The following is a 14976-nucleotide window of genomic DNA, read 5'->3' on the forward strand; positions in this document are numbered from 1 at the left end:
GAGCGATAGCGACGGCTCAGCCGTCCGGGCCCCCGTCCAACCGCAGCCCGTGGGCGGCCGCGAAGGCGACGGCCTGGCCGACGTCGACACGCGCCCCGGCCAGCGTGGCGGTTCTCCACAACGACGGGTCGACGGTCGCGCCGCGCAGGTCGGCGTCGTCGAGCCGGGTGCCGGCGGTCCGCGCCCCGGACAGGTCGGTGCCACGCAGCACGGCCTTGCGCAGGTCGGTTTCCACCAGGCTGGTCTCGCGCAGCCGGCAGCCGCTCAGGTCGACACCGCGCAGGTCGTTGCCGCCCAGCACCGCGAGTGTGAAGTCCACCTCGTCGAAGGTCATGGGCCGCAGCCGGCATTGCACAAAGACCGAACCCAGCATGCTGCACTGCGCAAATGTACTGTGCCACAACAGCGTTCGTTCGAACGTGCAGTTGCGAAAGGCGGATCCGCGGTGCTGCGATTCGGCCAGGTTGGCGCCGCTGAAATTGCATTCGGTGAACACGGCCCGTTCGGTGCGCAACCGGCTGAGGTCCTCGTCGCGAAAATCCCTGCCGGAGAATTCGCAGTCGACCCAGGGCTGCAAAGCGGTCAGCTCGCGGCCAGCGTTTCCAGTGCGTACTCGCTGACCGCGATCAGGGCGTCGGTCGCCGATCTGCGATCCCGTGCGTCGACGGAGATCACCGGGATGTGGCGGGGCAGGGTCAGCGCCTCGCGCACCTCGTCGACGGGATAGCGTGGCGCGCCTTCGAATTCGTTGACCGCGATCAAGAACGGCAGGTTGCGGTGCTCGAAGAAGTCGACAGCGGCGAAGCTGTCCTGCAGCCGCCGGCAGTCAACCAGGACGATCGCCCCGATGGCGCCGCGGACCAGGTCGTCCCACATGAACCAGAACCTGCGCTGGCCCGGGGTGCCGAACAGGTAGAGCACCAGGTCCTCTTCCAGGGTGATCCGGCCGAAGTCCATCGCGACCGTGGTGGTCCGCTTGTTGGGAGTGGCCTCGAGCATGTCGACGCCGGCCGAGGCGTCGGTGACCATCTCCTCGGTGCGCAGCGGCATGATCTCCGAGACCGCCCCGACGAACGTCGTCTTGCCGGCGCCGAACCCACCCGCGATGACGATTTTCGTCGACGCGGTGGCTCCGTCATCGGAGTGCGCATCGGGGTGCGGCTCAGAGTGCGCGTAGGGCACGCAGCGTCCTTCCTATGAGATCGTGGCGCTCATCGCGGGTCGAACGCTCGGTCAACGTTCGATGTACCCGAACGTATTCGGATAGCACCAGATCGCCGATCAAGACGCGCGTGACACCGACCGGCAAATCGAGCCGGGCCGAGATTTCCGCGACGGACAGGCTTTTGACGCACAGTTGGATGATCTTGCCTCTCGCGTCGTTGGGCGGCCATCGGTGCGCCAGTCCGGCCTGCAACGCTTGAATCGGCGCTTCCAGCGGAAGGTCGACTTTGGTTCCGGTCCGTCCGGACGTCAGGGTGTACGGACGGACGAGGCTCGCCTCACGTGAGGGCGGCCAGGACTCGCGCTTGTCCATCGCGGCTCACGAGTGTGCAGCGGATCGGCGGGAGGACTGCACGACGCCGCCCACCCGTTCGACAAGGATGGCCATCTCGTAACCGATCTGACCGATGTCACACGACGTCACCGCCAGTGTGGCCAGGTGTGAGCCGTCACCGACGCGCATCAGCAAGAGATAGCCGTTCTGCATCTCGACCACGGATTGCAGCACCTGCCCGCCCTCGAACAGCTGCGCGGCCCCGGTCGCGAGGCTCGCGAGCCCGGAGGCCACCGCGGCCAACTGGTCGGCCCGCTCGCGGGGCAAATGCTCGCTGGCGGCTATGGGCAGCCCGTCGACGGACACCAGCAGCGCGTGCGCCACCCCGGGGACCTCGCGGGCGAAGTTCGTCACCAGCCAGTCCAGTGAGTTATCCGGTGACGTCATTCCTGATCGGGTCCTTGATTCGATTCACGGGCATGCGAGCGGCCGGTGCGCACGCCGCCGAAATGGCTGCTGAAGGAGGCGCGAACCGCGTCGGGATCGCGCACCGCGGCCGCATGTTGCGGCCGCCGCTCGGACCGGCTGGAACCGGATCCGCCATTCGATCCTACGAGGGAGCCTTCGTCCTGGCCGGGGCGGTCCTCGTCGGGGCCGTCCTCGTCCGGCCGGTCGTGCGCGGCGAGGCCGACACCGTTGGCCGCCCCCGGCACCAGCCGGGCGCCGGGGGTCCGCACCGGCAGGCCGTGCTCGGCGGTGTGCGACTCGACGGGCTTGTCCTCGGCCTCGGCGGCCAACGACCAGCCACGGTCCCACACCGACTGCCAATCCAGGTCGGCGCTGTTGACCAGGTCGTGCGGGTCGCCCAGCATCTCCGAGAGCATCCGCCGGTAGATCACGTCGTCCTCGCTCGGGGTCTCCGCGGCATCCGGAGCCTCGGATGCCTCGGGGATCGACGGGATTGACGGGACCGACCGGATCGGGGTGACGGACGCGTCGGCTTGCACGCTGTCCGCTTCGGCGGCCGGCGTCTCCTCGGGCTCTACGACCTCCCGCGACCGGGCGGCGAAGAATGCCGAGGTGTCCGACACCGCCGCGGCCGGGGTTTCGGGCTCCGCGGGCGGCGCCGGTTTCGGCTCCGGCTGCTTCTGGGTCTCCCACCAGGGGGTGGCCAGCTCGCGCCGGTGCCGGCGCGGCTTCTCGGGAGGTTGGGCGGGAACTTCGGTGATGCCGCTGGAACCCGGGTCGCGGCGCGGCAACAGGGTGATCGGCGGAACCGGCGTGTGGGAATCCGGTGGGACAGCCGTGTGAGCGCCGTTGTGGGTGGACGTCGTCGCCACGTCGGCGTCCCGCAGGGCGGCCTCGCCGCCGGGGTCCGTCGTCGCCATCGCGTTGGCGAGTTGGGTGCTCGGGGAGGACACGCCCCGGGCCCGCGCTCGCGCTGCGGCCGCCCGCGAGGCGGCGCCCACGAGCACCGTCGCCGGTAGGTAGATCTCCGCCGTCGTACCGGTCGCCGCCTCGTTGGGACCCGGACCGCGCAGCCCGACCCGGATGCCGTGCCGGGCGGCGATCCGGCCGACCACGAACAGCCCCATGTGGCGGGCATTGTCGGGGGTGACCTCGCCCCCGGCCTGCAGCCGCATGTTGGCGATGCGCCGATCCGCGTCGTTCATGCCCAAACCGGCGTCGGCGATCCGCACCAGCACCCCGCCGTCGCCGCCGGGCGCCCCGGAGATCCGCACCGACGTCGTCGGCGGCGAGTAGCGCAGGGCGTTGTCGATCAGCTCGGCGAACAGATGGATGGCACCACCGGCGGCCGCACCGATCAGCGTGGACTCGGGTACGCGCGCGATTTCGACGCGGCGGTAGTCCTCGACCTCGGAAACGGCGGCGTTGATGACCGTCGCGAGCGGCACCGGCTCGCGCTGGTCGCGCGCCAGCTGCGCGCCCGCCAGCACCAGCAGGTTGGCGCTGTTGCGGCGCAGCCGGGCGGCCAGGTGGTCCAGCCGGAAGAGGCTGTCGAGGCGGTCGGGATCCTCCTCGTTGCGTTCCAGTCGGTCGATGAGCTGCAGCTGCTGGTCGACCAGCGACCGGCTGCGCCGCGACATGGTCTCGAACATGTCGTTGACCAGCAGCCGCAGGCGCGCCTCGTCGCCGGCGAGCAAAAGGGCCTGGGTGTGCAGTTCGTCGACGGCGTGGGCGACCTGGCCGATTTCCTCGGTGGTGTACACCGGCAACGGCTGCGGGATCGGCTCGGCGCCACCGCCTTTGACCAGCGCGACCTCTTCCTCGAGGTCGGTGTGCGCGACTTTGAGGGCGGCGTCGCGCAGCACCCGCAGCGGCACGACGAGCGCGCGCGCCACCAGCAAGACGATGGCCAGCGCGACCACGATGGCGGCCAGCACCAGGATGCTGTCGAGGATGGCGGCGCGGCGCCGATCATCGGCCTGGGCGTGCACCGACTTGGTCACCGACGCGGTGGCGTCCTTGATGACCTGTTCGGCGATCCCGTCGGTGGTCCGTATCGAACGCAGCAGCTCGGGATTGTCGACCAGCGGGCTGGCGGGGTCGGACATCATCGCCATCCGGGTCACCATTTGCTGCTGCAGCGTCTTGGCTTCCGGCGAGCCCGCACCCAGCACTTCGCTCATCCCGAACAGCGTCGACGGCTCGGTACCCGCCAGGGTGATCATCGAGGTGCGCAATTGCGGCTCGGGCAGGTCCGCGCCCCGGGTGACCAGCATCTCCTGCATGGTCATCTGCCCGCGGGCCCCGACCGCGCGGCTCAGGCCCTGTGCCTCGGCGCGGATCTTCTCGTCGTCGACCCGGACCGACGCGTTGATGACGTCCTCGGCCGTCAACAGCAGCGGCGCATAGGTCGTCACTCGCTCCCGCAAACCGATGCTGTTGTCGGCCACCTTGCTCAACAGCGCCTGCCCGCCGTTGAGCAGGTTGGTCACCGCCGACCGGACGTCGGGAGTCACATCGGTGTCGGCCAGCCGCGCCGCGAGCTCGCCCTTGCGGGCCTCGAAGTTCTTCTTCGCGCCTTCCTGGTCGCGGTTGGCCGAGCTCGCCATCAGCGCGACGTCGAGCGCGGACATGTACTTGGTGATCGCCGGTAGGACGTCGGCCCGGGCCGCGGCCAGCCGCAGGCCGCTGGAGTTGGCCATCGCGGCGTTGACGCGCAACGCGGCGAAAAGCGACGCCAAAACCAGCGGGACCAGCACGATCGCCAGGACTTTCCACCGCACCGGCCAGTTGGTCAGCGACCAGGCCGGCGGACGCTTGACCGGCGCCGCGGCGGCGGGGGCGTCGGCGAACTCGGGGGGAACCGCCTCGACCGAGTCGGCCGGGCGGGCGAACATGGTCACGTGATCGCGGCCGCACGAAGGGCCGCTGCGCTGACATTCAGCGCTGAACAAAAGAGCCTCATGAAACTTCCTGCTTTATTCGCACCCACCCCGCACAGAAAGGCGCGAGCGGAAAACGCCTGGCAATCCGACGAGTATGACAGCCCAAGCCTCAGGTCACCAGAATTGTTACTGAGCAGACAGAGCCCTTTAAGGTTTCTGCCTACACCGACGAGCAAATCTGGCAAACACGGCGGGTCGGCGGCGCGAACGGTTTTGCAATGATCGGCAGATGTTTCGGCTGCTGTTCTATAGCCCGCGCATCGCCCCCAACACCGGCAACGCCATCCGGACGGCGGCCGCCACCGGCACCGAATTGCACCTGGTCGAGCCGCTGGGTTTCGATCTGTCCGAGCCCAAGCTGCGGCGGGCCGGGCTGGATTACCACGACCTGGCGTCGGTCACCGTGCACCCGTCGCTGCCGGCGGCGTGGGACGCGCTGCTGCCGGCGCGGGTGGTCGCGTTCACCGCGCACGCGAGCACCTCGTTCGCCGACATCGGTTACCGGCCCGGCGACGTGCTGATGTTCGGGCCGGAACCCGACGGACTGGACGCGGCGACCCTGGCCGACCCCCACGTCACGCAGCAGGTTCGCATCCCCATGCTGGCCGGCCGGCGCTCCCTGAACCTTGCCAACGCGGCCGCGATCGCCGTGTACGAGGCCTGGCGGCAGCACGGCTACTCGGGCGCGGTCTAGACGCGGTCGATCAGCCGGTGCGTTTGCGCGGAGCGGCCGAGCGGGGGGGCCGACCACGCATGTGATCGCGGACGCGACTCATGAGCTCGCCGAGGATCTGCGCGTCCTGATCGGACAGTGAGCCGTACAGGAGGTCGCGCACGACCTGGATGTGGCCGGGTAGAACCTTGGCGACAAGGGCTCGACCCGCCTCGGTGATCTCGACGCCCGTGGCGCGCTTGTCATGGGTACTGACTTGGCGGGTGATGAGCCCCGCCTTTTCCAGCAGTCCCGCCTGATGGGTCAGGCCGCTGCGGCTAAAGACCACGCCATCGGCGAGCTCAGTCATGGTGAGCGGTTGGCCGGCGTCGACCAGTTTGGCCAAGACCTCGAACTGCACGTAGCTGAGGCCGCCCTCGGCCTGCAACTGCTGTCGCACGGCGTACTGGAGCAAGCTGGTCGCCTCGGTCAGGGCGAAGTAAGTGCGCAGTTGCACGGGCTTGAGGCCTTCGGCCATCCCGTCATCTTAATGTTTCAACATCGAAGCAATGAGACGACGGTCACAGCCGTCCTCGGAATTGCTTCGATATTGAAGCAAGTTCCTCCAGGCATAACTGCTTCAACATCGAAGCAATCAAGGAAGGACAAATTCATGAAGGCTGTGCGATACCACCGATACGGCGATAGCGACGTTCTGCGGTACGAGGAGGCGCCGCGACCGGTGCCGGGCCCGCGGCAGGTGCTGGTGAAAGTGGCCGCCACCTCGTTCAATCCGGTGGATGCCGGCATCCGCGGCGGCTACCTGTCCGAGGTGTACGAAATCAGCTTCCCGCACATCCCCGGCGTCGACGTCGCGGGCACAATCGCCGAACTCGGTGACGGGGTTCAGCGATGGAACGTCGGCGATGCGGTCGTGGCGTTTCTGCCGCTGGATGCCGATGGCGCCGCCGCGGAGTACGCGATAGCGCCGGCCGAGTCGCTGGCCGCCGCACCGCAGTCGCTGGATCTAGCGGATGCGGCTGCGCTGCCGGAGCCCGCATTGACGGCGTGGCAAGCGCTGTTCGAGATCGCCGGTTTGACGGCGGGGCGGACGATCCTGATCAATGGCGCGTCAGGTGCGGTCGGCGGCTATGCGATTCAGTTGGCCAAGCAGGCCGGTGCCGTCGTGACCGCGACCGCAAAGACGCGTGACGCCGAACGTCTGCGCGCCCTGGGCGCCGACCGGATCGTCGACTACATCGACTACACGCACTCGCCGATCGACGTCGATGGTGCACCGTTCGACGTGGTGCTCAACCTGGTCAGCACCACCGACGAGCAGACCGAAGCCCTCATCGGCATCGTCGCCGACGGCGGCTGCCACGTCGGCACCATGACTTCCGGCCCGGAAAACCCCGGCCGCCGCGTCCGCACGCAACGGGTCTTCGTCCGAAGTGACGCCGCGCAGCTGGCCGAGCTGGTCAGCCGCGTCGACGCCGGGCAACTGCGCATCGACGTCGCCGACCGGCGCCCGCTCGACCAGGCCGCAGCCGTGCATACCGATTCCGACGCGGGCCGCCTGCACGGCAAGACCATCCTCCTGCCGGTCGACCCGTAACCCGGTGAGTCCCGCGCGAGGGTCTACCAGGTGTTCCAGTGCGTGAGGCTCTCGGCGGGCAGCCGCTTGGCCCGCCGGAAGTCGGTGCCTTTGGTGTAGGCGATCGGGAACAGCCCGCCCTGGCTGTACCGGTCGTAGGGGATGCCGAGCACTTCGGCGGCCTGCTTTTCGCCATCGCGCAGCAGGTGCAGCGTCGTCCAGCAGGAGCCCAGGCCGCGGGAGCGCAGCGCCAGGCAGAAGCTCCACACCGCCGGGAACAGCGACGCCCAGAACGACACGCCGCCCAGCGGCGTCTTGTCCTCGCGGCCTTCGATGCAGGGAATCATCAGCACCGGCGCCTCGTGCATGTGCTCGGCCAGATAGGTCGCGGAATCCCTCACCTTGCCCATCCGCTCACCGCGGGTATCCCCCTCGGCGTACTCGGGTGACGGCGAGGCGAGGTAGCCGCGGGCATTTTTCAGGTAGATGTCGCCGATCGCCTTCTTCTTCTCGGCGTCCTCGACAAAGACCCACTGCCATCCCTGCGAGTTCGAGCCGGTGGGCGCCTGCAGCGCCAAGTCGAGGCATTCCATCAACACCTCGCGGGATACTGGCTTGTCGAAATCGAGGCGCTTGCGGACCGAGCGGGTGGTGGTGAGAACTTCGTCGACGGACAGGTTGAGGGTCATGGGTGGAGACTACCTGCGGGCTAGATTCGTGCCATGAGCGTCGAACTGACACAAGAGGTTTCCAGCAGGCTTATCTCCGACCACTACGGGTGGCTGACGACCGTCGCGAAATCGGGCCAACCGGTGCCGCGGCTGATCTGGTTCTACTTCGACGGCGCCACGCTGACGGTGTACTCGATGCCGCAGGCGGCCAAGGTGGCACATATCAAGTCGCACCCCAAGGTGAGCCTCAACCTGGATTCCGACGGCAACGGCGGCGGCATCATCGTGGTCGGCGGCGTCGCCACGGGTGGACGCCACCGACGTCGACTGCCGCGAGGATGAGCCGTACTGGGCAAAGTACAGCGAGGAGGCCGCGAAGTTCGGCCTGGCCGAGGCGATGGGCTCCTACAGCACCCGGCTGACCATCACCCCGACCAAAGTGTGGACGACGCCAACGGGCTGAATCAGCGGAAGTCACGCGAGCGCGAGCCGACCGCCAAGGTGATGCGGCCCAACCGCTCGGCCACGACAGTGACTGCGCCACTGGCGTTTTGGACTTGGCCGCGCACCAGCAGTGCCGGCGCCGTATTGGCCAGCTTGCGCTGCCGGGCCCACACTCCCGGCGTGCAGAGCACGTTGACCATCCCGGTCTCGTCCTCGAGATTGAGGAAGGTCACCCCTTGGGCCGTCGCGGGTCGCTGCCGATGGGTCACCGCGCCGGCGACCAGCACGCGGTCGCCGTCGGGCACGCTCAGCAGCCTCTCGGCGGGAACCACACCCATCGCGTCGAGGTCATCCCGCAGGAACTGCGTCGGATAACTGTCCGGCGAGATCCCGGTGGCCCACACGTCGGCGGCCGACAGCTCCAGCTCACTCATCCCCGGCAGCGCCGGAATGTGCGACGACGACCCCACGCCGGGTAACCGGTCGGGCCGCTGAGTGGCCGCCGCCCCGGCCGCCCACAAACCCTCGCGGCGGGACATCCCGAAGCAGCCCAGCGCCCCGGCCGTCGCCAGCGCTTCGGTCTGCGGCACGGATAGCTGGAGCCGGGCCGTCAGATCCAGCAGAGAAGCGAACGGGCCGTGGGCTTTTCGCTCCTCGACCAGCTGTTCGGCGAGATCGTCGCCGATATGACGGACGGCGCCCAAACCCAGCCGCACCTCCGTCCCGGAGTTCTCACACGTGGCGTGCGCCAGGCTGGCGTTGACACACGGACCGTGCACCACCACCCCGTGCCTGCGCGCATCGGCCACCAGCGACTGCGGGGAATAGAAACCCATCGGCTGTGCGCGCAGCAGTGCCGCGCAGAACGCCGCCGGGTGGTGCAGCTTGAACCACGACGAGTAGAACACCAGCGACGCGAAGGACAGCGCGTGGCTTTCCGGGAAGCCGAAATTGGCGAATGCCTCCAGCTTTTCGTAGGTCCGCTCGATCACTTCGTCGGTGGCGCCGTGCAGCGCGCGCATGCCGTCGTAGAACCGGCCGCGCAGGCGTCGCATGCGCTCGGCCGAACGCTTGGATCCCATGGCGCGCCGCAGCTGGTCGGCCTCGGCGGCCGAGAAGCCGGCGCAGTCGACCGCGAGCTGCATCAGCTGCTCCTGAAAGAGCGGAACCCCCAGCGTCTTTCGCAGCGCCGGTTCCATGGAGGGGTGGTCGTAGACGACGGGGTCGATGCCGTTGCGCCGCCGGATGTAGGGGTGTACCGACCCGCCCTGGATGGGCCCGGGACGGATCAGCGCCACCTCCACCACCAGGTCGTAGAACTCACGCGGCCGCAGCCGCGGCAACGTCGCCATCTGCGCCCGCGACTCCACCTGGAACACGCCGATGGAATCGGCGCGCGCCAGCATCTCGTACACCGCCGGTTCCGAGAGATCGAGCCTGGCCAGATCGACCTCGATGCCCTTGTGCTCGGCCACCAGGTCCTTCGCATAGTGCAGCGCCGAGAGCATGCCCAGCCCGAGCAGGTCGAACTTCACCAAACCGATTGCCGCGCAGTCGTCTTTGTCCCATTGCAGAACGCTGCGGTTCTCCATGCGGGCCCACTCCACCGGGCACACGTCGGCGATCGGACGGTCGCAGATCACCATGCCCCCGGAGTGGATTCCCATGTGCCGCGGCAGGTTCCGGATCTGGGTGGCCAGGTCGATCACCTGCGGCGGAATGTCTTCGATGTCGGGCGAGTCGGCCAGCCCGTTCCAGCTGCTGACCTGCTTGCTCCACGCGTCCTGCTGCCCCTGCGAGAAACCCAGCGCGCGGGCCATGTCGCGCACCGCGATTCGCCCCCGGTAGGTGATGACGTTGGCGACCTGTGCGGCGTAGTCCCGGCCATATTTGTCGTAGACGTACTGGATGACCTTTTCGCGCTGGTCAGATTCGATGTCCATGTCGATGTCGGGCGGACCGTCACGGGCGGGCGACAGGAAGCGCTCGAACAACAGCTCGTTGGTCACCGGGTCCACCGCGGTGACGCCGAGGGCATAGCAGACCGCGGAGTTGGCCGCCGATCCCCTGCCCTGGCACAGGATGTTGTTGTCCCGGCAGAACCGGGCGATGTCGTGCACCACCAGGAAGTATCCCGGAAACTGCAGTTGTGCAATGACTTTCAGCTCGTGTTCGATCTGGGAGTAGGCTCGCGGCGCGGCCTCGGCCGGTCCGTAACGGTCGCGCGCCCCGGCCATCACCAGCTGCCGCAGCCAGCTGTCCTCGGTGTGCCCGTCGGGCACGTCGAACGGCGGCAGCTGCGGGGCGATGAGCGCCAGCCCGAACGCACACTGCTCGCCAAGCTCGGCCGCGGCGGTCACCGCCTTGGGCCGCTGCGCGAACAGCCGGGCCATCTCCTCGCCGGAGCGCAGATGCGAACCACCCAGTGGGGCCAGCCATCCCGCGGCGGAATCCAGCGACTGCCGGGCCCGGATCGCCCCCATCGCCATGGCCAGCCGGCGCCGCGACGGCCCCGCGAAGTGCGCGCCGGTGGTGGCGACGACACCGACACCGAACCGCGGCGCGAGTGCGGCCAGCGCTTCGTTGCGTTCGTCGTCGAGCGGATGACCGTGATGGGTCAACTCGATGCTGACCCGCGCCGCGCCGAACCGGTCCACCAGGTCGGCCAGCGCGCGGGCCGCCGCGTCCGGGCCGCCGTCGGAAAGCGCTTGGCGCACATGGCCTTTGCGGCACCCGGTCAGGATGTGCCAGTGCCCGCCCGCCGCCTCGGTCAGCGCGTCGAAGTCGTAGCGCAGCTTGCCCTTCTCGCCGCCGGCCAGATGCGCAGCGGCCAGCTGCCGCGACAGCCGACGGTAGCCCTCCGGGCCACGGGCCAGCACCAGCAGATGCGGGCCGGGCGGATCGGGCTCCTCGGTGCGGGCGACGGGCGCGAAAGACAGTTCGGCGCCGAAGACGGTACGCACGTCGAGTTCCGCGGCCGCTTCGGCGAACCGCACCGCCCCGTACAGCCCGTTGTGGTCGGTCAATGCCAGAGCGCGCAGATCCAGCCGGGCCGCCTCCTCGACCAGCTCCTCCGGCGTGCTGGCCCCGTCGAGGAAGCTGTACGCCGAATGCGCGTGCAGCTCGGCGTAGGCGACGGACGAGCGGACCCTCCGGTTGTCGTCCGGCGGCTCATACGCCCCGCGCTTGCGCGACGTGGGGACATCTCCCCCGGCTTCGAAAGCCGGCTCGACCGGGGCCGGGCCACCCGCACGGCGCGGCTTGCCATCGAGCACCCGCTCCATTTCCGCCCAACTCGGCGGCCCGTTGAACCAGCCCACGCCCCGAGTATATCGAATGTATGTTCGATACCGCTCCGTGAGAAGGTTGGTCGTGCGCAAGTTGGGGCAGGTCATCATCGACCCGCGCCGCCATGACGCGGTGCTGTTCGACCTCGACGCGGTGGTGACGGCCGAGGGCAGCGCGGCGGACGCGGCGGTGACGCTGATCCGGCTGCTGCACGAGGTCGGTGCCGGCACCGCCGTTTTTTCCCACCACCCCGACCGCCGAGACGCGCTGGCTAAGGCCGGGATCGGCGATCTGGGTGACGTGCACGTGGCCGGCCCGGCCGAGGCGGCCGGCGAGCTGGGCGCGCGACCCGGTCGGTGCGTCGTCGTCGCGCACGACGCGGCCGGCGTCACGGCCGGGAGCGACGGCGGATTCGCGTTGGTCATCGGGGTCGACCCCACGGGTCACCGCGACGAGCTACGCCGGTTGGGCGCCGACGCGGTCGTGGCCGGGCTACAGGAAGTGACCGTGCGGACCGGGGACCGACGGCTCTCGCAGCTTCCCGACGCGTTGCAGGCCCTCGGCCTGGCCGCGGGCCTGACCGCCCGGCAGCCGGCGGTGTTCTTCGACTTCGACGGCACGCTGTCGGACATCGTCGACGATCCGGACGCGGCCCGGCCGGCCGCCGGCGCGGCCGAGGCGCTGCGGAAATTGGCCGCGCACTGCCCGGTCGCGGTGCTGTCCGGCCGCGACCTCGCCGACGTGACCGAGCGGGTCGGCCTGCCCGGCATCTGGTATGCGGGCAGCCACGGTTTCGAGCTGACCGCACCCGACGGAACGCATCACCAAAACGACGCGGCTGCGGCGGCCATACCGGTGCTGGAGCGCGTCGCCGGCCAGCTGCGCGACCAGCTCGGGTCGCTTCCCGGTGTTGTGGTGGAGCACAAGCGATTCGGCGTGGCGGTGCACTATCGCAACGCCGCCCGCGATCGCGTCGGGGAGGTGACGGCGGCGGTGCGCGCGGCGGGTCAGCGCCACGCCCTGCGCGTGACCACCGGCCGCGAAGTCATCGAGTTGCGCCCGGACATCGATTGGGACAAGGGGAAAACCCTTCGGTGGGTGATCGACCACCTGCGCCACGCCGGGCCTCACGCGGGCGCGAACCTGACGCCCATCTATCTCGGCGACGACATCACCGACGAGGACGCGTTCGACGCGGTGCGCCACGACGGCGTCCCAATTGTGGTGCGGCACACCGACGATGGTGACCGCGCCACCGCGGCGCTGTTCGCGCTGGACAGCCCCGCGCGGGTCACCGAGTTCACCGACCGGCTGGCGCGTCAGCTCAGCGACGCGCACGTGGGCTAGCCGACCAGCTAGCCGTCGACGTATTCCACCGCGCCGTCGTCCAGCACCACGCGCGCCGGGTTGCCTTCGGCGCCGGAAGCCTCGGTGCGGAACACCGCCTTGCCCGGCTCGGTCCGCCAGATCAGCGTGGTCAGCGTCTCGCCGGGAAACACCGGCGAGCTGAACCGCGCATCGATCGAGGTGACGTTGGCGGCGACGCCCTTGCCGAGCTCGGCGACCAGCGCCCGGCCCGACACTCCGTAGCTGCACAGCCCGTGCAGGATCGGCTTGGGGAACCCGGCCAGCTCACGGGCGAACCACGGGTCGCTATGCAGGGGGTTGCGGTCACCGGACAGCCGATAGATCAGCGCCTGGTCCTCGCGGGTGGGCAGCGGGATCCGGGCGTCGGGCTCGCGGTCCGGAAATTCCGGCGCGACTGGCCGCTGACCCGGCTGCCCCCCGAAACCGCCCGCGCCCCGGATGACGAAGGTGGTCGACGCTTCGGCGATCAGCGTCCCCGAGTCCGGGTCCGTACCGCGAGAGCGCAGCATCACGACCGCGTTCTTGCCCTCGCCCTTGTCCTGAATGTCGGTGACTTCGGAGACCACCGACAGCTTTCCCGCCGCCGGCAGCGGCGCATGCAGCCGGATGCCCTGCGATCCGTGTAAAAGCATGGCCCAGTTGAACTTTCCGATCTTGCCCGCCGCCCCGAACGCCGGGCAGCAGATCACCGCATAGGTGGGCAGCACTTGTTGGGGGGTGTCGTGGCTGTTCTCGGTGGTGAACGACAAGTCGTCGATCCCGCAACCGACGCCGAGGGCATACAGCAACGTGTCCCGGTCCGTCCATTCGAAGGTCATCGGTTCGGTCACCGCACCGACGGCACTCGGATCAATCGCCATACGAGCATCCTCTCCCGTGGAAATTCGGCCTTTTTCTGCACTCAACCATCGCAAACCCTTCCCACCGACACGGTGGGCAGGGCAGGCTATCGCCATGCGCACTCGCAGCATGATCTGGAAGGCGGCCAGCGTACTTGCCGCAACGGTAATCGTCGGTGCCTGCGGCGGCTCGGCGCAGGCGCACAGCATCACCCTGACCTTCATCCGCAACGCGCAGTCCCAGGCGAATGCGGACGGGGTCATCGACACCGGTATCCCCGGCCCCAGCCTCACCGCCGAGGGCAAGGGGCAGGCACAGCAACTGGTACACCAGGCCGGCCACAACCAGTTCGACAGCGTCTATGCCTCGGAGATGGCGGAAGCCCAGCAGACCGCCGGGCCGCTGGCCAGTGAACTAGGCAAGCAGGTCGAGGTGCTGAACGGCCTGCAATCGATCAATGCCGGCTGGTACAACGGCAAACCCGAAACGATGTCAAGCTCGACGTACATGCTGGCGCCGGCGGACTGGATCAACGGCGACCTGCAGAACAGCATCCCGGGGTCGGTCAGCGGCAAACAGTTCAACGACCAGTTCACCGCCGCGATCCAGAAGATCTACAACAGCGGCCACCACAGCCCGGCGGTGTTCTCGCAGGGCACGGCGATCATGGTCTGGACGCTGATGAACACGAAGAACGCCAAGACCAGCCTGCTGAGCAGCCATCCCCTGCCGAATATCGGGCGCGTGGTCGTCACCGGCAACCCGGTGGACGGCTGGACGCTGGTGGACTGGGACGGCATCCGCAACTTCACGGCCTGAGCGACGCCTGGCCGCCCGAGAGCGGTACAGATCACGGTTGACGTGCGCCGCACCAACCGCCACGATGGCTGCATGCGGTATGTCGTTACCGGCGGTACCGGGTTTATTGGTCGCCGCGTCGTAGCTCGCCTGTTGGACGAGCGCGCCGATGCCGAGGTGTGGGTGCTGGTCCGCCGCCAGTCGCTGGGACGCTTCGAGCGCCTCGCCGCGCAGTGGGGGGAGCGGGCGAAACCACTGGTCGGCGAGCTTCCGGAGCTGGCACTCAGCGACGAGACCGTGGCGGAGCTGGGTCGAGTCGCCCACGTCGTACACTGCGCGGCGATCTACGACCTCACCGCCGGCGAGGCCGCGCAGCGGGCCGCCAACGTGGAGGGAACCCGCGCCGT

General features: G+C 68.9%; 14 protein-coding genes and 1 pseudogene. 6 read left to right on the plus strand and 9 right to left on the minus strand.

Annotated features, from left to right (window positions below):
- Positions 1–16: 16 nt before the first annotated feature.
- Genes A5736_RS01100 through A5736_RS01120 form a run of 5 tightly spaced genes read right to left on the minus strand, consistent with a single transcriptional unit; the run spans position 17 to position 4863 of the window.
- On the minus strand, positions 17–577 hold the full coding sequence (locus A5736_RS01100) for a pentapeptide repeat-containing protein (RefSeq protein ID WP_076122194.1): 561 nt from the start codon (positions 575–577) through the stop codon (positions 17–19).
- 5 nt (positions 578–582) lie between these two features.
- Positions 583–1182 carry an ATP/GTP-binding protein gene (locus A5736_RS01105; protein WP_076244032.1) on the minus strand — a complete coding sequence of 200 codons (600 nt, stop codon included), beginning with the start codon at positions 1180–1182 and terminating at the stop codon, positions 583–585.
- Positions 1163–1537, minus strand: a complete 375-nt coding sequence (locus tag A5736_RS01110) for a DUF742 domain-containing protein (protein ID WP_076122192.1) — start codon at positions 1535–1537, stop codon at positions 1163–1165. Before A5736_RS01110 ends, A5736_RS01105 begins: the two co-directional genes overlap by 20 nt.
- A 6-nt stretch (positions 1538–1543) precedes the next feature.
- Positions 1544–1945 (minus strand): serine protease inhibitor, encoded by a 402-nt coding sequence (locus tag A5736_RS01115; protein WP_076059635.1) that lies wholly within the window; start codon positions 1943–1945, stop codon positions 1544–1546.
- Positions 1942–4863 (minus strand): sensor histidine kinase, encoded by a 2922-nt coding sequence (locus A5736_RS01120; protein ID WP_076244037.1) that lies wholly within the window; start codon positions 4861–4863, stop codon positions 1942–1944. The genes A5736_RS01115 and A5736_RS01120 overlap by 4 nt, the downstream gene beginning before the upstream one ends.
- 277 nt (positions 4864–5140) lie before the next feature.
- Between A5736_RS01120 and A5736_RS01125 the strand changes: the two genes are divergently transcribed.
- On the plus strand, positions 5141–5605 hold the full coding sequence (locus tag A5736_RS01125; protein ID WP_076122191.1) for a tRNA (cytidine(34)-2'-O)-methyltransferase: 465 nt from the start codon (positions 5141–5143) through the stop codon (positions 5603–5605).
- A 10-nt stretch (positions 5606–5615) separates the two neighbouring features.
- Here A5736_RS01125 and A5736_RS01130 read toward each other — a convergent pair whose 3' ends face one another.
- Positions 5616–6101, minus strand: a complete 486-nt coding sequence (locus A5736_RS01130; RefSeq protein WP_076244042.1) for a MarR family winged helix-turn-helix transcriptional regulator — start codon at positions 6099–6101, stop codon at positions 5616–5618.
- 135 nt (positions 6102–6236) lie between these two features.
- On the opposite strand from A5736_RS01130, the gene A5736_RS01135 reads away from it, so the two are divergent.
- The gene (locus tag A5736_RS01135; protein WP_076244043.1) at positions 6237–7181 is read left to right on the plus strand and encodes an NADP-dependent oxidoreductase; all 945 of its coding nucleotides are present in this window, start codon (positions 6237–6239) and stop codon (positions 7179–7181) included.
- Between the two features lie 23 nt (positions 7182–7204).
- Here A5736_RS01135 and A5736_RS01140 read toward each other — a convergent pair whose 3' ends face one another.
- Entirely contained in the window at positions 7205–7849 is a 645-nt protein-coding gene (locus tag A5736_RS01140) for a nitroreductase family protein (RefSeq protein WP_076244044.1), read from the minus strand.
- 33 nt (positions 7850–7882) lie between these two features.
- Here A5736_RS01140 and A5736_RS01145 point away from each other — a divergent pair.
- Positions 7883–8294: pseudogene (locus tag A5736_RS01145) on the plus strand (TIGR03667 family PPOX class F420-dependent oxidoreductase).
- A gap of 1 nt (position 8295) precedes the next feature.
- Here the strand turns inward: A5736_RS01145 and A5736_RS01150 are convergent.
- Positions 8296–11595: an error-prone DNA polymerase gene (locus A5736_RS01150; RefSeq protein ID WP_076244046.1), complete on the minus strand. Its 3300-nt coding sequence runs from the start codon at positions 11593–11595 to the stop codon at positions 8296–8298.
- Between the two features lie 52 nt (positions 11596–11647).
- Between A5736_RS01150 and otsB the strand changes: the two genes are divergently transcribed.
- Complete coding sequence (gene otsB / locus A5736_RS01155; protein ID WP_139333050.1) at positions 11648–12910, plus strand: trehalose-phosphatase; 1263 nt, start codon at positions 11648–11650, stop codon at positions 12908–12910.
- 8 nt (positions 12911–12918) lie between these two features.
- On the opposite strand, the gene A5736_RS01160 is transcribed toward otsB, so the two are convergent.
- Positions 12919–13791, minus strand: coding sequence for a MaoC family dehydratase (locus tag A5736_RS01160; RefSeq protein ID WP_076244049.1), 873 nt, complete (start codon positions 13789–13791; stop codon positions 12919–12921).
- 94 nt (positions 13792–13885) lie between these two features.
- Here A5736_RS01160 and A5736_RS01165 point away from each other — a divergent pair, with 94 nt between their 5' ends.
- Both A5736_RS01165 and A5736_RS01170 read left to right on the plus strand, forming a co-directional pair.
- On the plus strand, positions 13886–14590 hold the full coding sequence (locus tag A5736_RS01165; protein ID WP_076244050.1) for a histidine phosphatase family protein: 705 nt from the start codon (positions 13886–13888) through the stop codon (positions 14588–14590).
- Between the two features lie 72 nt (positions 14591–14662).
- Positions 14663–14976, plus strand: a 314-nt coding sequence (locus A5736_RS01170) for an SDR family oxidoreductase (RefSeq protein ID WP_139333049.1), incomplete at its 3' end; no start/stop codon positions are given.

This window comes from Mycobacterium sp. SP-6446 (assembly GCF_001954045.1).
GTDB lineage: Bacteria > Actinomycetota > Actinomycetes > Mycobacteriales > Mycobacteriaceae > Mycobacterium.